General features: G+C 60.1%; 21 protein-coding genes, 1 tRNA gene and 1 pseudogene. 17 read left to right on the forward strand and 6 right to left on the reverse strand.

What is annotated here, in order from left to right; all coding sequences use genetic code 11:
- Positions 1-47 precede the first annotated feature (47 nt).
- A complete protein-coding gene (locus ACFQ6Y_RS22915; RefSeq protein WP_378637682.1) occupies positions 48-1,865 on the reverse strand; it encodes an ABC transporter ATP-binding protein in 1,818 nt (605 codons plus the stop codon).
- 105 nt (positions 1,866-1,970) lie between these two features.
- On the opposite strand from ACFQ6Y_RS22915, the gene ACFQ6Y_RS22920 reads away from it, so the two are divergent.
- Positions 1,971-2,432 carry a MarR family winged helix-turn-helix transcriptional regulator gene (locus ACFQ6Y_RS22920; RefSeq protein ID WP_378537956.1) on the forward strand — a complete coding sequence of 154 codons (462 nt, stop codon included), beginning with the start codon at positions 1,971-1,973 and terminating at the stop codon, positions 2,430-2,432.
- A gap of 4 nt (positions 2,433-2,436) precedes the next feature.
- On the opposite strand, the gene ssb is transcribed toward ACFQ6Y_RS22920, so the two are convergent.
- Complete coding sequence (gene ssb, locus ACFQ6Y_RS22925) at positions 2,437-2,850, reverse strand: single-stranded DNA-binding protein (protein WP_378637484.1); 414 nt, start codon at positions 2,848-2,850, stop codon at positions 2,437-2,439.
- Between the two features lie 182 nt (positions 2,851-3,032).
- Positions 3,033-5,168, reverse strand: a complete 2,136-nt coding sequence (locus ACFQ6Y_RS22930) for a cytochrome c oxidase assembly protein (RefSeq protein ID WP_378637488.1) — start codon at positions 5,166-5,168, stop codon at positions 3,033-3,035.
- Between the two features lie 97 nt (positions 5,169-5,265).
- Here ACFQ6Y_RS22930 and ACFQ6Y_RS22935 point away from each other — a divergent pair.
- The 5 genes from ACFQ6Y_RS22935 (at position 5,266) to ACFQ6Y_RS22955 (ending at position 8,344) form a co-directional block, all read left to right on the forward strand.
- Positions 5,266-5,341 (forward strand) — tRNA-Arg (locus ACFQ6Y_RS22935).
- 211 nt (positions 5,342-5,552) lie between these two features.
- The gene (locus tag ACFQ6Y_RS22940) at positions 5,553-6,431 is read left to right on the forward strand and encodes a hypothetical protein (RefSeq protein WP_283337241.1); all 879 of its coding nucleotides are present in this window, start codon (positions 5,553-5,555) and stop codon (positions 6,429-6,431) included.
- A gap of 306 nt (positions 6,432-6,737) precedes the next feature.
- The gene (locus ACFQ6Y_RS22945; RefSeq protein ID WP_317557240.1) at positions 6,738-6,926 is read left to right on the forward strand and encodes an excisionase family DNA-binding protein; all 189 of its coding nucleotides are present in this window, start codon (positions 6,738-6,740) and stop codon (positions 6,924-6,926) included.
- Between the two features lie 276 nt (positions 6,927-7,202).
- Positions 7,203-7,895, forward strand: a complete 693-nt coding sequence (locus tag ACFQ6Y_RS22950; RefSeq protein ID WP_378637497.1) for a hypothetical protein — start codon at positions 7,203-7,205, stop codon at positions 7,893-7,895.
- Positions 7,892-8,344 carry a hypothetical protein gene (locus ACFQ6Y_RS22955; RefSeq protein ID WP_378637501.1) on the forward strand — a complete coding sequence of 151 codons (453 nt, stop codon included), beginning with the start codon at positions 7,892-7,894 and terminating at the stop codon, positions 8,342-8,344. The genes ACFQ6Y_RS22950 and ACFQ6Y_RS22955 overlap by 4 nt, the downstream gene beginning before the upstream one ends.
- Before the next feature lie 46 nt (positions 8,345-8,390).
- On the opposite strand, the gene ACFQ6Y_RS22960 is transcribed toward ACFQ6Y_RS22955, so the two are convergent.
- On the reverse strand, positions 8,391-8,531 hold the full coding sequence (locus tag ACFQ6Y_RS22960; RefSeq protein ID WP_378637505.1) for a hypothetical protein: 141 nt from the start codon (positions 8,529-8,531) through the stop codon (positions 8,391-8,393).
- 256 nt (positions 8,532-8,787) lie between these two features.
- Here ACFQ6Y_RS22960 and ACFQ6Y_RS22965 point away from each other — a divergent pair, with 256 nt between their 5' ends.
- The 6 genes from ACFQ6Y_RS22965 to ACFQ6Y_RS22990 all read left to right on the forward strand — a co-directional run bounded on the left by ACFQ6Y_RS22965 (position 8,788) and on the right by ACFQ6Y_RS22990 (position 12,864).
- Entirely contained in the window at positions 8,788-9,012 is a 225-nt protein-coding gene (locus tag ACFQ6Y_RS22965; protein ID WP_141488440.1) for a hypothetical protein, read from the forward strand.
- Positions 9,009-9,281 carry a hypothetical protein gene (locus ACFQ6Y_RS22970; RefSeq protein ID WP_378637512.1) on the forward strand — a complete coding sequence of 91 codons (273 nt, stop codon included), beginning with the start codon at positions 9,009-9,011 and terminating at the stop codon, positions 9,279-9,281. Before ACFQ6Y_RS22965 ends, ACFQ6Y_RS22970 begins: the two co-directional genes overlap by 4 nt.
- Positions 9,278-9,586 carry a hypothetical protein gene (locus ACFQ6Y_RS22975; protein WP_141488442.1) on the forward strand — a complete coding sequence of 103 codons (309 nt, stop codon included), beginning with the start codon at positions 9,278-9,280 and terminating at the stop codon, positions 9,584-9,586. Before ACFQ6Y_RS22970 ends, ACFQ6Y_RS22975 begins: the two co-directional genes overlap by 4 nt.
- A gap of 538 nt (positions 9,587-10,124) precedes the next feature.
- On the forward strand, positions 10,125-10,688 hold the full coding sequence (locus ACFQ6Y_RS22980) for an HK97 family phage prohead protease (protein WP_378637517.1): 564 nt from the start codon (positions 10,125-10,127) through the stop codon (positions 10,686-10,688).
- A 27-nt stretch (positions 10,689-10,715) separates the two neighbouring features.
- Positions 10,716-12,128, forward strand: a complete 1,413-nt coding sequence (locus ACFQ6Y_RS22985) for a phage major capsid protein (protein WP_378637521.1) — start codon at positions 10,716-10,718, stop codon at positions 12,126-12,128.
- A 325-nt stretch (positions 12,129-12,453) separates the two neighbouring features.
- The gene (locus ACFQ6Y_RS22990) at positions 12,454-12,864 is read left to right on the forward strand and encodes an HNH endonuclease (protein ID WP_378637526.1); all 411 of its coding nucleotides are present in this window, start codon (positions 12,454-12,456) and stop codon (positions 12,862-12,864) included.
- Positions 12,865-13,888: 1,024 nt separating this feature from the next.
- On the opposite strand, the gene ACFQ6Y_RS22995 is transcribed toward ACFQ6Y_RS22990, so the two are convergent.
- Positions 13,889-14,998: a tyrosine-type recombinase/integrase gene (locus ACFQ6Y_RS22995; RefSeq protein WP_378637530.1), complete on the reverse strand. Its 1,110-nt coding sequence runs from the start codon at positions 14,996-14,998 to the stop codon at positions 13,889-13,891.
- Between the two features lie 300 nt (positions 14,999-15,298).
- Between ACFQ6Y_RS22995 and ACFQ6Y_RS23000 the strand changes: the two genes are divergently transcribed.
- The 4 genes and pseudogenes from ACFQ6Y_RS23000 (at position 15,299) to ACFQ6Y_RS23015 (ending at position 16,455) form a co-directional block, all read left to right on the forward strand.
- On the forward strand, positions 15,299-15,457 hold the full coding sequence (locus ACFQ6Y_RS23000; protein ID WP_003945304.1) for a hypothetical protein: 159 nt from the start codon (positions 15,299-15,301) through the stop codon (positions 15,455-15,457).
- A gap of 26 nt (positions 15,458-15,483) precedes the next feature.
- A complete protein-coding gene (locus ACFQ6Y_RS23005) occupies positions 15,484-15,807 on the forward strand; it encodes a hypothetical protein (protein ID WP_378637533.1) in 324 nt (107 codons plus the stop codon).
- A gap of 29 nt (positions 15,808-15,836) precedes the next feature.
- Positions 15,837-16,157: pseudogene (locus ACFQ6Y_RS23010) on the forward strand (DUF6226 family protein); the annotation flags it as partial.
- A gap of 118 nt (positions 16,158-16,275) precedes the next feature.
- Complete coding sequence (locus ACFQ6Y_RS23015) at positions 16,276-16,455, forward strand: hypothetical protein (RefSeq protein WP_378637538.1); 180 nt, start codon at positions 16,276-16,278, stop codon at positions 16,453-16,455.
- Positions 16,456-16,480: 25 nt separating this feature from the next.
- Here the strand turns inward: ACFQ6Y_RS23015 and ACFQ6Y_RS23020 are convergent, their stop codons facing one another.
- On the reverse strand, positions 16,481-16,750 hold the full coding sequence (locus ACFQ6Y_RS23020; RefSeq protein WP_378637542.1) for a putative quinol monooxygenase: 270 nt from the start codon (positions 16,748-16,750) through the stop codon (positions 16,481-16,483).
- 225 nt (positions 16,751-16,975) lie between these two features.
- On the opposite strand from ACFQ6Y_RS23020, the gene ACFQ6Y_RS23025 reads away from it, so the two are divergent.
- Entirely contained in the window at positions 16,976-19,153 is a 2,178-nt protein-coding gene (locus ACFQ6Y_RS23025) for a glutamine synthetase III (RefSeq protein ID WP_378537904.1), read from the forward strand.
- Positions 19,154-19,164 lie beyond the last annotated feature (11 nt).

Genomic DNA, 19,164 nt, shown 5'->3' on the forward strand with positions numbered 1-19,164 from the left:
ACACGTTCTAGAAATTTGCGGAAGTGAATGCTCGACATTTCTTGCACTCACACGGTCTGCAGTTCTGACGGGAGTTCGACTGCGTCACTACCCGAAGCCGCAAGCAGCTGCGCGTACCGCCCGCCTTGTTGGACCAGTTCGTCGTGAGTTCCCTTTTCCACAACGACGCCCTGGTCGAGGACCGCTATGAGGTCCGCATCTCGAACCGTTGAGAGTCTGTGTGCCACAACAAGAGTGGTACGTCCGACTATCAGTTCGTCGAGTGCGTCTTGCAGCGCACGTTCGGTGCGGTTGTCCAGGGCGCTCGTCGCCTCGTCGAGGACGAGGATCGGCGGATTCCGCAGAACTGTGCGCGCGATCGCGATGCGCTGTTTCTCACCACCGGAGAATCGGTAGCCGCGCTCGCCGACCATGGTGTCGTAACCATCGTCGAGACCGGAGATGAACTCGTGGATCTGCGCGATGCGTGCTGCCTGCTCGATCTCGGCGTCGGTGGCGTCGGGTTTCGCGAACCGGAGGTTCTCACGAATCGTCGTGTGGAAGAGATACGTCTCCTGCGACACCACACCCACCAGATCGGAGACCGTCGCCAGATCGAGGTCCCGCAGATCGACGTCGTCGATTCTCACCGATCCCGCCGTCGGGTCGTACAGACGTGCGGCCAAGTATCCGAGAGTGGTCTTGCCCGAACCGGTGGAGCCGACAAGCGCCAAGGTTCCACCGGCCGGGACCGTGAGGTCGATGTTGTCGAGGGTCTTGCTGTCGGTTCCCGGGTACGAGAAGTCGACATGGTCGAACCGAAGTTCGCCGGACATCTTGGTGCGGTCGAAGCTCTTCGACTCTTCCGGATCCGCGATGTCGATCGGCAGATCCAGGTACTCGAACACGCGACTGAACAGGGCCATGGAACTCTGCACCTCGACGCCCGTGTTGAGCAGCATCATAGTGGGACGGAACAATTGTGTTTGCAGCGTGGTGAATGCGACGAGGGTGCCGACGGTGATGGTGTTGCCGTGATCGAGAGTGAAACCGGCAAACCAGTAGACCAGTGCAGGCATGGCTGCGAAGGTGATCGACATGGTCGCCATGCGCCACTTGCCGGCCATCATGGCTCGGAGTTCGACGTCTGCGACTTCCGCTGAACGCTCGGTGAATCGATCCGTCAGAGCCGACTTCGCGCCGGTCGTCTTGCCGAGGAGAATGCCACTGACGGAGAGAGATTCCTCCACCTGGACCGACAGATCACTGAGTAGCTTCTGCCGCTTACCAGAGATCTTGCGGCGCTCGTCACCGATCTTGCGTGCGATACGGATGAACACCGGCAAGATCGCCAGCGAGAAGATGGCAAGCCGCCAATCCAGAAGGAACAGAGCAACAATGGTGGCTGCCACGGTCGTTGCATTCTGCGCGATGGACGTTGCCGTGTTGGTGACCACCGACTGCATACCGCCGATGTCGTTGGCAATACGCGACTGAACTTCTCCGGTTCGGGTTCGAGCGAAGAATCCGAGCGACTGATTCTGCAGATGCGAGTAGACCCGCACGCGCAGTTGGTGCATCAGTTTCTGGCCGATGCTGTTGGACATCCAGGTCTGCGCCACGCCGAGACAGCTCGTGATCACGGCAATGGCGATCATGCCGATGGCCAGAACGCTGACGAGTCCGAGGTCCTTGTCCGGGATCGCCTTGTCGAGCATTTCGCGTAGGAGCAGCGGACTGCCCAACGCCACGATCGCGCTGAGTGTGATGACCGCGGTGACGATGGCGATCTGAGTTCGATACGGCGCGAACAGTCCGAGTACGCGCTTTGCCGGTACGGATTCCGCCGGAGTGATCTCGACAGCGGATCGTTCGATGTTTCGCATGTGACCTGGTTTCACGTTTACCTCCTGGAGGCTTTCTCACCCTAGTTTCATATTGATGAGGTTACCTCACTATGAGGCTGACACCAACAACGCTAGACTGGCGCCATGCATTCCCGAGAGCGCGAACTCACCGATGTCGTGATGTCCGTGGCACGGCTCATCCGCCGACGCCAGGTGGCAGCGCTGGAACCATTCGGCCTCTCGCCGTCGCAAAGCCGAGCGCTGCGAGTGCTGACCCGAGTGGGCGAACCGGTTCGACTCGGTTTTCTTGCCGAGCGATTGCGCATAGTTCCGCGGTCGGCGACCGACGTCGTGGATTCCCTCCAAGATGCCGGATGGGTGCGCCGCACTCCCGACCCGAACGATCGGCGAGCAGTGCTGCTCGAGTTGACCGACGCCGGCGCTGCCCTGGCTGCGGACGTCGCGAAAGCTCAGCGACGCGAGTCCTCGGATGTGTTCGACGACCTCGACGAGTCGGAGCGAGCAACTCTCACAGAACTCCTCGAGCGAGTGGACGCGGGGCACGATTGCTCTCGGCCCCGCGACTGCCCGAAACCCTCGGTCTGAGTCCTCACGCAGCGACAGTGTCGACCGCATCCTCCGTGTTCTCCGCCGACGTCGGCTTGCTCTGACGCTCGATCTTCGAGATGCAACGAGCAAGGTCGGCACCTACTGCCGTCGCCCGCAGCTCGAGATCGGAACGCGGCACACCCTCCTTGGTCGTGTACTCGTTGGTGCGCAACTCCCCCGCCACCATTACCGGATCACCCTTCATGATCGATGCGCCGACGCCGGTGACCAACCGCCGCCAGCAGCTGACCGTGAGATACAGGGTCGCTCCGTCCGTCCACTCCCCCGTCACAGCGTCTTTGCGACGTGTGTTGCTCGCCATCCGAAAGCTCAGCACCTCTTCACCATTGGTGGTCTGCCGCTTCACCGGATTGGTGATGACGGTTCCGACAACGGTTGCATGCGTTTCGTACATGTCCGATCCCCCTTCGAACTCCAGAACCCGCCAACTGCCACGGGGCCGATCATTGCGTCGGCAGCTTCGATTGTGGAACGGCAAAGGCCGTAGAGCGAGAGATCGATTTCGACCTGTGTACAGGCGGGACAACTGTGGAGAAACAGCACTGCCCGGACCGAATGGCCCGGGCAGTGTCGGAGCTAAGTGCTAGTGGAGGATTCGTCGGATTCCTTCTCGCTGGGCGCCCCGTCGGCAGTGTCCTCGCCGGCAGTCTCCGCGTCAGCAGCCTCACGGGGTTTCCACCCTTCGCGGTCCCGCCTGGCCAATTCGGCGAACATCGCGTTGTGCGCGGCGAGGTCGGCGTCGTGGTCACGCTCGGCCGCACGGTCGGTTCGGCGCGCTGTCCTGCCATCGCTGCGCGACCACTGAACCAGTAGCGCGAGCATGACCACCATGAGCGGGATCTCGCCGGTCGCCCACGCGATGCTGCCGCCCAGCTGCTGATCGCCGATCAGGTCGTTGTTCCAGCCGAGGCCGAGCGAACGGAAGTACGCGCCGCCCATGACGGCGGTGGTGCTCATCAATGCCACGCCGAAGAAGGCGTGGAACGGAAGTGAGCCGAAGACCATTGCCAGCTTGGTCACCGGCTGCAATTGGCGTGGTGACGGGTCGATACCGATCGCCACCCAGTAGAAGAGATAGCCACTGAGGATGAAGTGCAGGTTCATCAGCAGGTGAGCGCTGTGCGAGTCGACGGTCGCACCGTAGATTCCGCCGAGATACAGCGCGTAGAAACCGCCGACGAAGAGAACTGCCGCCACGATCGGGTGGGTGATGAATCGCGAGAACGGGCTGTGCAGAGCGGTCAGAATCCACTCGCGAATGCCGGGCACGCCGTCCTTGCCTGCCGGATCCAGGGCCCGCAGAGCCAAAGTGATCGGCGCACCCAGAACCAGCAGGACTGGGCCCAACATCGACAGCGCCATGTGCGCACCCATGTGAACGCTGAATACTGCCGGCGCGTACTTGCCGACGCCCGAAGACGTGGCGATCAAGAGCACCGCACAACCGCTCATCCAGGCGATGGTTCGGCCGACAGGCCAGGAATCACCACGCTTGGCCAGCTTGCGCAGGCCGATTCCGTACAGAATCGCCGCGGCGATCGCGGCGGTGCCGAACATGAGGTCGAATCGCCAGTCCGTCACGAAAGCCATGAACGACGGCGGGTCCGGAAGGTTGTAACCGAGTTCGACCTCGGGAATCGAGGGAATCGACAGCGGCGGGGGCGGCGGGGTACGACCGAGGCCGATCGCGAGACCGATGGTCGCCGCCATCACGATGCCCTCCGCGCCGGCAAATCGAATCAGGGCAGAGCGACTCTTCGGATTCTCCGCCAGCGCCGGTAGCGCCCGACTCCGCTGAGCCCAACCAAAGAACCCGAGGATGATCAGTGCAACCGTTTTCGCGACGATCAATCGTCCATACGTCGTGGTGAATACGTCGCCGAGAGGCAGACGGACAATCGCGTTGATGACGCCGCTGAATCCCATGACGACGAAGCAGATGGATGCGACCGTCGAAAAGCGTCGGGCTGCTACGTCGGTGTAATCGCCGCCGCGGCGCGCGTGTGCCAGTAGCGCGAACAACCCGCCGGCCCAGAGCGAAGCCGCCACGAGGTGCAGGATCAGACTATTGGTAGCGATGTCATGCGAGCCGCCCGAAGACGAGTGACCGGTGAGAGCAAGCGGCATCAGTCCGAGGAGACCGACCAGCAGCAGGAGCGGAGTCCACCACCAGCGCAGTGTCAGCCGGGCCAGGATCGCCAGAACAACCGCGATGATCGCCGTCCAACGCCAAGCGCCGGCGATCTCGACCTGATCGAGTCCCGACCACAGGTTCGCCGGTTTGATCGCTTCGGCAAACGGCTGACCCGATGTGTCGGAGAGCGTCAGAGGCACCATCATGAACGAACAGATCGCCCACACGATCGCGGCGTGCGATGCAGTTCGGACTGCCCGATAGCCGTCGACGTCGAGGACGCCCGACTTCTGCGGCGGCACGAAGAACGCGGCCAGAAGCAGTGACCCGATCGCGATGACTGCGGCGATCTCCCCCAGTGCGCGCATCGCGGGCAGGCCGTAGGTGGTGATCGGACCTGGATCCGGGATGCCCAGAAGAGTCAGTGCCTGCGACGCGGAGAATCCCACCACGATGGCTGCGGTGAGCCCTGCGATGAGTCCGCTGACCACGAATATCGCGGTCGAAGAAGCGGGTGCACCAATGTGCTGTGTGGACTCCGGTGGGGAATCTGTCGGCGCGAGGTCGGGTGTAGCCATACCTCAAGGGTAGGACCTTCGCGAACCGACTACGACAACGCGTCGGAGTTGGGCGGCGCGCGTCACATCCCGAACGCTCGAGTATGATGTTCCACGCGCCTCCGTAGCTCAGGGGATAGAGCAAGAGCCTTCTAATCTCTTGGTCGCAGGTTCGAATCCTGCCGGGGGCACCAGGTCAGAGCATGTTTCGGGAGCTTCCGTTCCCTTACCGTTGCCTAGACCACCTGCATAGATACCACCGCCCCGAACCTCGAATGAGGCCGGGGCGGTGGTGTTTTCACCATGTCCTGCCACCACTGCCCCACGACAACTCGGTCGCGGCGTGGATGCAGAAAAAAGCGGGACCACCACGGAATGCCCGGAAGCTGCACTTATCCTTGCGCGATGACCGACATAGAGGACGTTGGAGCAACGATTGATCCGCTTCACGAGATCACTGAGTCAACACGAGAACATATGGAGCACTTGCTGGAGGCATGCAGGGGATATGCGGATTTCTGGTGTGACAATTCCACTCCCGCACCCGGAAGCGAACTTGCAGACGAAGAAGATTCCCTTACGGTTCGATCAACCAGCGTATTGGCGGCAGAGGCGGCAATGGTCGCGCTCGACCATTTGCATTTGACCGCGTCGTTCGTGCTGGCCGAGAAGCGCCTGACGGCGTTTGCCACTTTCACAGTCGTCCGATCTGCAATTACGGCGGCGGCAGTAGCGGCATGGCTGGTCGCCCCTGAGAAAGCAACCCGACTTGAGCGTGCGCTGAATCTCAACAGGCAGCAAGCCCGGAACGAGAAGGTTGCCGCAGAAGAGATGATCGGACCAGATCGGCCAAAAACACCCGAAAACGAGGCTTACAACACGCGGACGGAGGGAGCAAAGAAAGCAGTGCAGAGAATGAATGAGACTCTTCAACAGATCGAGTCGGATGTTGCTCGCTTGAAACTTGAGCCGACCGCCATCACGAGGCAGCCTCGAGACAATGTCCTTATTGAAGAAGCAGCCGAACTTGTATCGCCGACGAAACCTCACTATGAGGATTTCGGCCCGGTGGTCGAGATTCGCCAAAAGTGGCGCACACTCAGCGCCCACGCACATGGTCAAGCATGGGCGGCGAATCTATCGGCGCGAGTTGAAACGAATCCGATCACCGGAGTGCGAACAAGCTGGAATCCACCGGCGTGGCTTTTGGACCAGGGCATTCTAATCGCAATGGACCTACTAGAGGCAGCAACGCAACGCTACCGCGAACTCGCTCACGTCTAGACCACATGCCCATACACCGCCGCCCTGGCCTCACACGAGGACCGGGGCGGTGGTGTTAGACCGGACTACCGCCCCCTCGAAAGATCCGCAAAACCTCAACCTGACTTGAGGTGTATGCGACAGTTCCTCCGAGGGCATGTATGTTCACTGATGTAGCCAATCAAGTCCACTCAGCGGACGCCGCGATTGGGAAACGTAGATCCAACTGAGCAACGAGGCGCGAAGGACATCGCCGGTCTGACTGGAGCTGAGAGTCACTGATCGGGAGCCGTCCACAGGATATCTCTGTGGATAGGACTGGTTCAGATGTCAAGTACGCCAACGAAGTTGATCAGCGTTGCAAACGCCGCCAATCGACTTGCGGTGCACCCCATCACTATTCGTCGCATGCTCGCGGACGGCCGACTGACCGGATTCCGTGTCGGTGGACACCTCCTGCGTATCGACGCCGCTGAGGTCGAAGCCCTCCTGGTTCCCGTCCAGGTGAAGCCGTGAGCGCCGCAAACGAATTGGTTGATCTGGCCACCTACGCACCCCTCGAATGCCGAGCCTCTAAGTGCAGGGCCGAACACGGAATTAGAGCGTGAGAAGCATCGGCCAGTACGGAGGGACTCACTACCCCAACGGATTCGAGTACCCGACCGACGAGCCAGCGAAGGACACCCCGCACTGTGCCGACGCCCGAGGTTGCTATCTCAAGATCCACGCAAGCGGACTCTGCCGGAAACACTGGCTCGCCCACAGGAAAGCCCAAAAGGAGGAAGAGGAATCATGAGCTACGGAACGACACTCGAAGCCGAGTTTTTCGATGACTCTGCCACTCTCAAATTGATGCAGACTCTCGAAGGGGCGCGTGCGGTGTTGATGCTGCTGGAGTTGCGCACCTACTCCGCGAGCGCGAAATCGGAAGGCGTTATCGAACCTCACGTACTTCGCAAGGCGACTGTCCACCCGGACCCGGACTCCGCTTTCCTACTCCTGGAGTCGGCGGGGAAGGTGCTCAAGCGAGAGGACGACGGGGTGTGGATTGTCGATTGGGAGAGTCAGAAGACCGCCGACGACCGGCAGGCTCAGAACGAATATTGGCGCATCAGTAAGCGACATCAGCGAGGAAATCACGAGCAATGCCCGGACCATTGGCAGTGTCGGCGGGGAATGTCCCGTAAGGACACCTCGAAGGACAAGGCTCAGGACTCCGCGCCCTTGTCCAATAGGGAGTCCCAACACAAGGCAAGGAAAGGTAAGTCAAGGCAAGACAAGGTAACGGAACGTAGTGAAGTGAACGAAGTCGCAGGCGCAGACGCTCAGGAGAACCTGGCTTCGCCGCCCTCCGCTGACGCTCCGGTCGCTGCGCCAGAACCTCCCTCGCCCAAGACCCCAAGCGAAGCGGGTGCACCTGTGGCAGACGACGAGCCGGAAGAGGACTACACGCCGCCACCGAAACGAAAGTGGAAAGTCGGATGATCACAATCAATATCGAGAACTACGACGGCCCGACCGAGGACAGCTACGTGGATCTGAACCGGCACGGCACCTGGACCATGCAGATGTTGGTTACCCGCGACGAGTGGACATCCTTGCCGCCCGCCGACTGGATCGAAAAATGCGACTGGTTGCACCTCGACCGGATCGAAGCGCGGATCTTCGGGCGCATGGGCAAGATCCTGGTTCACAACTTCCGAGGCATCAAAATCGTGAAGATCACCGAGACGGGAATTCACCTGTGGCTACCGATGGACTATCACCCCGACAGCGACGAGGAGGTGTTCACACCAAGCGACCGAGGTCTGCAAGCACTCGCCAAGGCCAAGGACCGAGCCGTGACCGAGGAGAGGGATGCCATTCGGGAGTGGATGTATCCGCCCTGGAGGCCCGCAAAGGCCGTTCCCGAAACTGGCAGACCCCGAACATGAAAACAGCCCCCAGAATTGATCTGAGAGCCGTTTCCTGCCGAACTGCCTAGAACGTGCACATCACCTGATTGCCGGTCCGAGGGTTGATCCTTTCTCCGGGCTGAAACCAGGTGAACCCCGGCAGTGGATGCTTCGGGACGGTCCACGCGACGGACGGACGACGAGTTGTTTCGAGCGCAGCAGTCATGGCTGATTTCCTCACTGAATTTCTGCCAGGGCGGGTCTCCCGGCAACACGAATAACTATACCGGTTAGCGTCCGATCGACCAAGTGCGATTCCACAGGGCATCTCGCTTCGCTCGACAAAGATAAACGGTTGCCTCCCATGGTATCTCACCGACAACTGAACAGTGCTTGTCCTCCCTGTGGCCGAAATTGGTTGCAGGACATCGAACGAAGGAGAAGGCAATGACCGAGAACACTAGCAACGTGGCGTGTTGGAGATGACCAGATCCCCTGTGGCCGAGGCACTCCGCGTGATCGTTGCACTCAAAGCCGCGCCTGGAGCCCTCACAGCATCCGAACTGGCATCCCGGACCAAACTACCCCTGCCGGTCGTTCTCGACGCCCTGGCGGCAAGTGAGGCAGCAGAACTGGTTGCCCGAGTGCCGGACAGCCGCCGAGGGTTCGCGAGTCGTTGGCGCACTACAGAATCGGTCTGGCTATGAGACCACTACTGGAGGACTTCGACGCCGACGACTACATGCCCGAAGAAAAATCATTCAAATCCGCCAAAACGTGGGCGCGACAACGGGAATACAAGCGGCGCATCTACCGGGAGTTCAAAGAGATGCACGAGTTGGCAAGTAACGGAACCTATTCACCCACCTGGGACCAGTGGCAGGCCGCTAGCGACAAGGCGAAACGCGAACAGGCAGAGCGCCGCAGAGCCGTAGCGACAAGCAATGCACACACCAAAGGGAAGGCAAGACAATGACTACCGACAACTACTCACCACTACGCGGGATCGAACTGTTCAAGTGGAAGGTCTCGCGACTAGTGGAAGAGGCAACCAAACTACTACCGCCCGACGAGCAGATCACCATCGAGAACAATCCGGGAGTGACCTGGAAGAGCCTGGGCCACGTCGTGGAGTTCCGAGCCGCAGCGTTCCCGGATCGAGTGTTGGTTCTGGCAGACGCCGAATGGTTGACCGATGACTGCGACCCGAGCGGCCCAGAACTGGAGTATGTACCGAGTGCCGACGAGATTCCGGATACCATCGCCGAACTGACCGACTAGGGCGAGCGAGAGGGCTAAAAGATGAAATCTATCCTCAGGGCCGACCGTCAGATTTTCAAACACTCAGGACCGCACACCGACCTGACCGTCATACAATTCGTCCAAGGCTTCGACCGACGACTCACTGACTTCGTGAAAAGCCTGCCGCAGCGCGACCGGTCATACTCCGCGAGGGGGCGGTATTGGGAGATGGACACCCACACCTGGCAGCGGATCGTGAAGCCGGAGATCGAGCGTAATGGTTGGGCCACGATAGTCGAAGGAGAACCAACATCAGACAGCTGAACCGACTGACCGATTGACTGTGGCGATCCCGGAACCTCTGCCCGCACAGTGTTTCCGGGGCCGCCACCCTCGCGCTATCCCCGATCCTTAGCTATGCTAAAGAAGCTAGGTCGAGTGGCATTGCGCCGAAACCGCCAGCACGAAGCAGATCGAACGCCGGAATCCATTGCGGATCACCACGTCACGTCCCTGTAGAGGTTCTGGAGCAACCTAGCGCTCCCTCTATTCAGCGAGACGAAAAGACACTGCCATCATGAGAAATACATACACCCGAGCACTCTCGAATGACCTCGAAATCCGCTCCAGCGGTGACGGTCGAACAGTTCACGGCATCGTGGTCCCGTTCGATTCTCCCACCGATATCCGCGACTACGACGGCGATTACACCGAGACGTTCAAACGCGGGGCCTTCGCCAGATCCATTGCCGAGCGCGGCGACCGGATCAAATTCCTTTCCCAGCATCAGCGCACCACGAACCCTCTTGGCCGCGCGGTGTTGCTCAGGGAGGACGCAGCCGGTCTCTACGGAGAATTCCGAGTCAGCGCCACTCAGGCTGGAGATGAAGCGCTAGAACTCATCCGGGACGGCGCGCTGGATTCGTTCAGCATCGGATTCCAAGCGATCCGAGAAACGTGGAACCGCAACAAGACCGAGCGCGTCCACTACGAGTCCAAGCTGACCGAGGTATCGGTGGTGTCGTTCCCCGCATACGAGCAGGAGCACATCGCAGGCGTACGGGCAGCTCAGCTCCCACAGCTCGACTCAGCACAACTAGCGGCCCGCCTAGGGCTACTCAAAGCAACTTACGGGCTGTAAAGCCCTCACTCTCAAAGGATCAAGACAATGAACATCAATCCGAAAGATTCCCGGTTCGACGCACTCCGAGCGCTCAAGCGTGAAGAGCGGGCAGCCAAGCTCACCGAGCTGAAGGCATACATCGAACCGTTCACCACACGCAGCGAGGGCATCAATGCCGAGGAATCCGAACGACTCGCCACCGCACTGTACGAGGTCGAATTCCTCTGCCACGTACGCGAACAGGATCAGCGTCTGATGTCTCTGCATGACGCGGGTAGCCGCGAGAACGGCACCACATTCGAGACGAAGGTACGCAAGGACACCGACCCGACTCGTGACGCCGCACTCCGAAACGTGGAGCGCTCGCACAAGGCAGGCAGGCTTACCGACGCCGCTGCAACGCTTTCCGAGGCACTGGTGGGCACCGATTCCACTGTGGCCCGATTGGCAGCTGTGACCGGCAGCGAGGCATACCGCAGTGCCTTCTCCAAGTTGCTCAGGGACTCTGAGAGGGGTCACCTGCTCTGGACGCCGGAAGAGTCTCAGTCCTACCGGGACGCCGACCAGGTTCGCGGACTCATCGAGGGTGCAGGCGGTACCGGAAAGCACTTGGTGCCCTTCGATCTGGACCCCAGCATCATCCTGACCAACGCCGGTAGCGTCTCTCCGCTTCGCGAAATCTCGCGGGTCGTGCAGACCACTTCCAACGCGTGGAATGGTGTCAGCTCCGCTGGAGTCACATCCGAGTGGTTGGCCGAAGCTACCGAGGCCGCAGACGCCACACCGACGCTGGCACCCGAGCCGATCCCTGTTCACAAGGCAGCCAGTTGGGTTCCCTTCTCTATCGAACTGGAAGAGGATGGTTTGCAGTTGCTCAGTCAGTTGCAGGCATTGCTCGCTGATTCGGCGCTGCAGCTCGAAAACGCTGCCTTTGCAACGGGATCGGGTACCGGGCAGCCCACAGGTCTCATCACCGCCCTTGTGGCGGCAGGTGGATCTGTCATCGTGCCTGCAGCCGGTGAAGCACTCTCCTCCGCAGACATCTACAAGCTGCAGGGCGCTCTCGGTTCGCGCTGGCAGCCCAATGCATCGTTCGCGGGCAACCTGGCGATCTTGAACACCATCCGGCAGTTCGAGACCACCAACGGCGCACTGAAGTTCCCAGGGGCGCAGGCAGTACCGGCAAACCTGTTGAGTCGCCCACTGCACGAAATTTCGGGTATGGACGGCACCATCGACGCAGCAGTGACGGCAGCGAACTACGCACTCGTCTACGGCGACTTCCAGAACTTTGTGATCGTGGATCGCATCGGGACGACAGTCGAACTGGTACCGCACCTCTTCGGGGCCAATCGTCGCCCGACCGGTGAACGCGGACTTTGGATGCATCGCCGTGTCGGATCTGATGTGGTGAACGCCAACGCATTCCGCTTGCTGAACGTCGCAACCACGGCCTGACGAACTCCCTCCCTCCCGTTGTCATAGCCGAGGGGGAGGGTTCGACCGGCAGAGCGCGTGCGAGCCTTAGCCGGTCACCAGGGTCACAGGGAAGCGTTTCGGCCGTTGTCGTTTCCCTGTGACCCCCATAGGGTTCCGGTGCAGAACGCCGGATAGGTAGTGGCGGCTCATCGTCTCCATAATCAGCCGAGGGGCGCGGCATCATCTACCCACCAAAGGCTCTGTCTCTTTCACAATGGGAGACAGAGCCTTTGGTGCATCTTACAAATGCAACCGCCCTACTACAAAACCTAGTACACAAATTGAAACGCTTGGAGACTGAGCAATGTCCGACAGCTGGTGGTTGAAAACGCCCGAGTGGCGCGCTGTGCGTAAGTATTTCGTTGACAACACCCCGGAGGGTGGATACATCTGCCACTTGTGCAACGAACGAATTGATCCATATGCCTCTGGTCGCACCAAGTTTGGACTGTCGGTGGATCACATCGCACCTACCAGCCGAGGTGGATCACTCTACGATCTGAACAACCTTGCCGCTGCCCACATGGGTTGTAACTCAGGGAAGAGGGAAGGTAGAACACTGGGAGGCAAGACAACTGATCCGTACCGTGCGCCCTTCCGACGCCGAGCACGCCGAGCACCAGGTACAACACCGAAGCCCAAGGCCGTAGCAGCGCAGCCGATCCCTGTGGAACCTGTTGGACCCGACGACGTGACTGGTAGCCAGATCTGGTAGCCCACAGTGCATCTCACTGCATTGCACACCAACACACTGCACAACCATTCACACTGCATCTCACATCACACACATTGCTTCACTACTGACTGACACCAACTGCATGCCTTGCCTACTGCACACCATGCATGCCTTGCCTGCCTCAGATCTCTTGCACCTCAAGATGTCTTGCACCTTCTGTCACTGCACTGACGCATGACCACCCTGCATGCTATGCCTTGCCACCTACGACGAACCTGTATGCCCAACTCAGCGCCTTGCCTAGTGTGCTGAACCCTGCATGACCAATGCCTCTTCTGTACCTCAGCTTGCGACAGTCTGCCTCGACTCCATTGCCCACGATCGCTGGTCCGTTGCGCACGACGTTGCCGACGACGACCAGCACAGCCAGCAGCAGTGCAGCAGCGACCGCGAACGATACGACTGTGAGACCAACGCACGCTCGAAGTGCCATCCATGCGAACCGCTGTGCCGCAGCTGCGCTCGGTAGCTCCTGCCGTACTAATGCAGTCCAATCGCCTACCGCTGATGTAGTAGTCATTGGTCGCTCACCTCTTCCAGTTGGTGATATCCGAATGAATAACACTGCAATGAATGAGGTTATTCCTTACCGATAACTCGACACTAATACCTATTCGAGAATAGCGCGAGCGGCACAAAAAGGATGGTGTAGGTAGGCCGCAGTGGACAGAGGGTGGGGGGCAATCGTTTGCCGTGATTCCCACATGCCTAGCGAGACCCTGCCTCCGATCGCTTCTCCCTCTATAATTTTCTCTTCAACTACTTTACATAACGGCAGGTCAGAGCACTATTCGCGGCGTGCATGTGGTCCGAAACAGGGCCTGAAAGAGAATCCGCCATGGGACGACGAGAACCGGCACCGCCGACCGCCATTCCTGGGCACCAAACAATGGCAAAAGAATGGATCGAAGAATGGCCGACAGCCAAGCGCTAATGCGGTCCGATAAAGCTCCGATCACCACAGGAAGTGCCCACTCCTGCCTATTCTTTCTGTGGCCGAGCCCTATTCTTTTGAATTATCTTCCGCCATCATCTTCGATAACTTCTCCGCTAATTCGGCGTCACGTCCAGCCGCTACCGATTGATATCTCATCGCCATGGCCGGGGTGGTGTGCCCGATACGCAACATCAGTTCGGCGGTGGTGGCACCGGCTTGAGCAGCCAGCACCGCGCCGACGTGGCGAAGATCGTGCACGCGCAGATCCGGCTTACCGATCGCGGCAGCGGCTTTCTTGAATGGCTTACGGAATTCCCAATCGGTGATGTGCCCACCATCGTCGGCAGCGAAGAGAAGGGCTTCGGGATGCTTCGGAATCCGGTGCAGATGCGCAGTGATCGCGCTACGGATATGAGGAGGCACCGCGACGGTACGGACACCGGCAGCAGTCTTCGGCGTATCCACAGTGGTAACCCCGGACCGATACGTCACGGCCCGCTCGACACGCAACGTCGCCGCATCCTTGCCGACATCCTTGCGCCGTAGCTCCTTCAGCTCACCAGACCGTAGACCGCACCACCCGAGCAGCAACACCGCGACGGCCAATGGTTCGGGCATCTCCCCCGCGAGCCGAGACAACTCCTGTGGCGTCAGTAGACCGATATCGCGCTTCCTCTTGGTCTGCATCGCCGAACGGATACGGCAAGGGTTGGCGTCGATCACCTCGTCCGAGACAGCCGTCGCCATAATCGCGTGCAGTAGTGCGTAGGCATGAGCCTTGCGAGTCTGTCCGGTCGCTAGTTCGGCATACCAGACCCGAACAGCAGCAGGCGAGACTGCCGACACCTTCAGATCCCCTAGCTTCGGATTGATGTGCAGGCGCAGCAGATCGTCGTAGAGGGAGCGGGTGCGCGGCTTGAGCGTGCGATGAGAGAGCCATATCGCCGAATACGCTGCCAGGCTCAGACCGCGCGACTTCTCCGCACCAGGCGGCGTCCAGGTCTCCAGGTCAATGGTGCGTTTGATGTTGCCGAGCCAGCCCTCCGCGTCGATCTTCGCTTTGTACGTCTGTGGCGCGGCGTAGGTGATCCCGTCAGGGCCGACATAGCTCGCACGGTGGTTGCCGCTCGGCAGTTTCTTGATCGTTCCCCAGCTACGACGCCGCTTGACCGTCATGCTGCACTCCCCTGGATCGTTCCGTCTGCGTTCCCTTATGAGAGTAGTTCTCTGCATACCTATGTACCTACTTGCAACATCGGCTGAGAGCTTTGCATGCTGCTCAGAATGACTTTTTGGCGTGCCTACCTGCACGTATCCCCTGTGGCGTGATCAGGTTCGAATCCTGCCGGGGGCACCAAAAGATTTGCATCACGGATGGTCACACTGCGTCGATGATCGACCTCCACGCAGAGCGATCGCGATACGGTCCAAAACGTAGGCCACAATTCGTGAGTCGCCCGCAGTAATCTGCCTCGCATGAAGAAGGCACTTCCGAAGACGCTGAAGTCACTCGCCCGGACCGTTGGAATCCTGGCACTCGCGATCGTCGTGGTATCCGTCGTCGAGCGGTTCACCGGCGCACACCAACCGACTACCGGCCCCGCATCGTTGACCGGGCCCGACCAATCGTTGTAGCCGTTCCCTTGTGACAGGGTCGACACATGACGTTCGAGGAACACGACGAGTCGATAGGTGAAAGCCGTTCGATCGCAGATGATGGGCCATTCACGCTGGAAGTCGATGGAGAAATCTTCACGGTGACAGTCCGCCCCGGGGAGCCGGGCGCGTCCGACTACGACTGGAAATCGGGGCCGAACGAGGGGTACGGATTTTCCAGTTTTCAGCGTGTTTCCTACTACAGTGTTCTCGACCGAGCGAATAGCCCATCCAACGAAATTCAGCCCGAGACCATCGAGGAACACCGCGCGTCGATCCGCGACTTCCTCAGCAAGATCAACCCGGAGACCGGATACATCGGCGACTGATTGTCGGGGCTGTTTGTAATGTCGCCGTCATGGATACGGGCCCGCCGACGCCGTGGTGGGAGACTTACAACAACAATGTCCTCTCCACCCAGGAAAATGGCTGGAGTGGAGCCGATTCCACGCTCTCGCAAGAATTGTGCGACCTACTCGATGACGTCGCTGCCGCATTCGCCATCACGGGCGCGCTGACGCCTGGCTGGCCGGACCCGTTCAGCGACGACACCCAACTCGGCAAAGCGTCGTACGAGCGTTGTACCGATCCGGAGAAGTTCCTGATCGTGGTCGCAAGAGCTCGAGCGTGGACAAGAGTTCTTCTTGATCGCGGCTGGGCACGAGAAGCATCGCCCGTGCGATGGGCGCTCCGTTCCTTGGAGTCCGGCGGGGCCGACACCGTTTTGGAACCTTCGAGTGACGTGCGACGGATGCGACAGGGGGTCCGCGGTACTGCTCGAAGAATTCGACACCTGGGTGATATCGGTGGTCGACGGCTCTCTCGCAGTCGACGTCACAGCCGCCTGTTATTCGATTCGAACTTCTTTTCACGGCGGAAGACACGGGGTGCAATACCTCGACGAACCCACTGCTTTTACTGCGGCACCGTGGCCCCCACATCGGACGGCACGCTCGCTCGTGCCTGAATGTTGGTAGGCGGCACTGAGGTCTGACCTTGCCGCTACAGAACCTTCGTGAAGATCTGGGCCGGCGCTGCCGTCTCGAGCTTGTCCAGCGCCGCGACCAACCTGACGAAGTGCTCGGTATGGGTGTGGGCGTCGAGGTGCTCCTGCGATTTCCATTCCTCCGCCAACACGAGCTCGCAGGGATTGTCGGTGCGCTGCAGTAACTCGTAATTGATGCAGCCGTCCTCTTTTCGGGTCTCGGTGACAAGTTCGTCGTACAACCGAAGCACTTCCGCGAGATCGCCCTGCTCCACCGTGGTTGGCACCAAAACCCTGATCACAAAGATTCTCCGATTCGACTGTCCCGCGTTGACCCCTCCGCTCGAAGTCTGCCGTAGACCTCCGACAGATCGACATTTCCGTTGTGACTCGAAGTTTGCGGACAGGCGCAATATCTACGAAACACCCCCGATACCGGAGGTTCGTAGGGTTTGCCGAAGTCGGGCTCGCAATCAGCAGCGCAGCCCTGGGCCCGGGCGAGGGGTAAGCACATGAGTGGAAATGCAGTTCGCTTGCAAGCGATCAAGGACGTCGAGGCCTACACACCTCCGGTGGTCAGTTTCACGACCGAGGAAACGCCCGGTCAAGTGTTCGGCGCCAACGTCTTCAACAAGGTGGTCATGCAGAAGCGACTGCCCAAGCTCGTCTACAAGTCGGTAATGGCGACCATCGAACAAGGCAAGCCGCTCGATCCCATGGTCGCCGACGCAGTCGCGTCCGCGATGAAGGACTGGGCACTGGAGAAGGGCGCGACCCACTACGCCCACGTCTTCTATCCGCTGACGGGTTTGACGGCCGAGAAGCACGACAGCTTCCTCGAACCGGTCGGTGACGGCAGCGCGTTGGCGGAGTTCGCCGGCAAGACCTTGATCCAAGGTGAACCAGACGCTTCGAGTTTCCCGAACGGCGGACTGCGCAACACGTTCGAGGCTCGCGGATACACCGGCTGGGATGTCACCAGCCCGGCCTACGTTCTCGAAAACCCTAACGGCAACACACTGTGTATCCCGACCGTGTTCGTCTCGATGACCGGCGAGGCGCTCGACCACAAGACTCCCCTGCTGCGTTCCCAGCAGGCAATGGGCTACCACGCCGAACGAATCCTGAAGTTGTTCGGCCACACCGACCCCGAGCACATCGTGTCGTTCTGTGGTCCCGAGCAGGAGTACTTCCTGATCGATCGCCACTTCTTCCTCGCCCGCCCTGACCTCCTCAACGCCGGCCGAACACTCTTCGGCGCAAAGCCGCCCAAGGGCCAGGAGTTCGACGACCACTACTTCGGGGCGATTCCGGAACGTGTGCTCGGATTCATGATGGATACCGAGCGTGAACTGTTCAAACTTGGTATACCTGCCAAGACGCGGCACAACGAGGTTGCGCCCGGTCAGTTCGAGATCGCCCCGATGTTCGAGCGCGGGAACATTGCCGCCGACCACCAGCAGTTGCTGATGACCACCTTCAAAACCATCGCCAAGAAGCACGGCATGGAGTGTCTCTTCCACGAGAAGCCGTTCGAAGGTGTCAACGGCTCCGGCAAGCACGTGAACTTCTCGCTGGGCAACTCCGAACTCGGCAGTTTGCTTGTCCCTGGCGACAATCCGCATGACAATGCCCAGTTCCTGGTCTTCTGCGCCGCTGTCATCCGGGCCGTCCACAAGTACGCGGGACTCCTCCGCGCTTCGGTCGCATCGGCCACCAACGATCACCGTCTCGGCGCCAACGAGGCTCCCCCGGCGATCATCTCGATCTTCCTCGGCGATCAGCTTGCCGACGTCTTCGAGCAGATTGCCAAGGGTGCGGCGACGTCGTCGAAGGACAAGGGCACCATGATGATCGGCGCCGACACCCTTCCTGTCCTGCCGACCGATCCGGGCGACCGCAACCGCACCAGCCCATTTGCCTTCACCGGCAACCGTTTCGAGTTCCGCGCGCCGGGATCGATGCAAACAGTCAACGGTCCGATGGTCACCATCAACACGATCATGGCCGAGGCTCTCGACTACATGGCCACCGAACTGGAGGCGGCAGTCGCCGACGGCGCCGATTTCGACACCGCCGTCCAGAATCTGCTCACCGAAATCATCACCAACCACGGTGCGGTTGTCTTCAACGGCGACGGCTACTCCGAGAACTGGCAGATCGAGGCCGAGTCTCGCGGCCTGCCGAATCTTCGCACGACGCTGGACGCTCTGCCAGAACTGATCACCGAGTCCTCGATGGAACTCTTCGAGAAGTACAAGGTTTTCAACCACCGAGAGATGCACAGCCGCTACGAGGTCGGACTCGAACAGTACGCACTGAGCATCGGCGTCGAGGCACGCCTGGCCGCCGAAATCGGTACGACGCTTATCCTTCCGGCGGCAGTGCGCCACCAGACGGAAGTTGCTCAAAACTTCGTCGCTCTGAAGTCCGCCGGCCTCGAACCGGATTCTGCTCCACTCGAAGAAGTGTCGGCGCCAGTTGCGGCCCTGCGAACTGCGCTCGCTGCCCTGCGCGCCGCCATCGACGCCGACGCCGGCGAGTCACCATTCGACCAGGCCAAGCACGCACAGGACTCACTCCTGCCCGCAATGGCCGAGGTTCGCGTCGCTGCCGACTTCCTCGAAACCATCGTCGCCGACGATCACTGGCCACTCCCGACGTATCAGGAAATGCTCTTCATTCTCTGATCATCACCCAA

The organism is Rhodococcus sp. NPDC056516, from assembly GCF_042794655.1.
Lineage (GTDB): Bacteria > Actinomycetota > Actinomycetes > Mycobacteriales > Mycobacteriaceae > Rhodococcus_F.

Coding starts and splice junctions, on each gene's coding strand:
- ACFQ6Y_RS22915 (WP_378637682.1), bottom strand. CDS start 1,865: ATGCGAAACATCGAACGATCCGCTGTCGAGATCACTCCGGCGGAATCC.
- ACFQ6Y_RS22920 (WP_378537956.1), top strand. CDS start 1,971: ATGCATTCCCGAGAGCGCGAACTCACCGATGTCGTGATGTCCGTGGCA.
- ssb (WP_378637484.1), bottom strand. CDS start 2,850: ATGTACGAAACGCATGCAACCGTTGTCGGAACCGTCATCACCAATCCG.
- ACFQ6Y_RS22930 (WP_378637488.1), bottom strand. CDS start 5,168: ATGGCTACACCCGACCTCGCGCCGACAGATTCCCCACCGGAGTCCACA.
- ACFQ6Y_RS22940 (WP_283337241.1), top strand. CDS start 5,553: ATGACCGACATAGAGGACGTTGGAGCAACGATTGATCCGCTTCACGAG.
- ACFQ6Y_RS22945 (WP_317557240.1), top strand. CDS start 6,738: ATGTCAAGTACGCCAACGAAGTTGATCAGCGTTGCAAACGCCGCCAAT.
- ACFQ6Y_RS22950 (WP_378637497.1), top strand. CDS start 7,203: ATGAGCTACGGAACGACACTCGAAGCCGAGTTTTTCGATGACTCTGCC.
- ACFQ6Y_RS22955 (WP_378637501.1), top strand. CDS start 7,892: ATGATCACAATCAATATCGAGAACTACGACGGCCCGACCGAGGACAGC.
- ACFQ6Y_RS22960 (WP_378637505.1), bottom strand. CDS start 8,531: ATGACTGCTGCGCTCGAAACAACTCGTCGTCCGTCCGTCGCGTGGACC.
- ACFQ6Y_RS22965 (WP_141488440.1), top strand. CDS start 8,788: ATGACCAGATCCCCTGTGGCCGAGGCACTCCGCGTGATCGTTGCACTC.
- ACFQ6Y_RS22970 (WP_378637512.1), top strand. CDS start 9,009: ATGAGACCACTACTGGAGGACTTCGACGCCGACGACTACATGCCCGAA.
- ACFQ6Y_RS22975 (WP_141488442.1), top strand. CDS start 9,278: ATGACTACCGACAACTACTCACCACTACGCGGGATCGAACTGTTCAAG.
- ACFQ6Y_RS22980 (WP_378637517.1), top strand. CDS start 10,125: ATGAGAAATACATACACCCGAGCACTCTCGAATGACCTCGAAATCCGC.
- ACFQ6Y_RS22985 (WP_378637521.1), top strand. CDS start 10,716: ATGAACATCAATCCGAAAGATTCCCGGTTCGACGCACTCCGAGCGCTC.
- ACFQ6Y_RS22990 (WP_378637526.1), top strand. CDS start 12,454: ATGTCCGACAGCTGGTGGTTGAAAACGCCCGAGTGGCGCGCTGTGCGT.
- ACFQ6Y_RS22995 (WP_378637530.1), bottom strand. CDS start 14,998: ATGACGGTCAAGCGGCGTCGTAGCTGGGGAACGATCAAGAAACTGCCG.
- ACFQ6Y_RS23000 (WP_003945304.1), top strand. CDS start 15,299: ATGAAGAAGGCACTTCCGAAGACGCTGAAGTCACTCGCCCGGACCGTT.
- ACFQ6Y_RS23005 (WP_378637533.1), top strand. CDS start 15,484: ATGACGTTCGAGGAACACGACGAGTCGATAGGTGAAAGCCGTTCGATC.
- ACFQ6Y_RS23025 (WP_378537904.1), top strand. CDS start 16,976: ATGAGTGGAAATGCAGTTCGCTTGCAAGCGATCAAGGACGTCGAGGCC.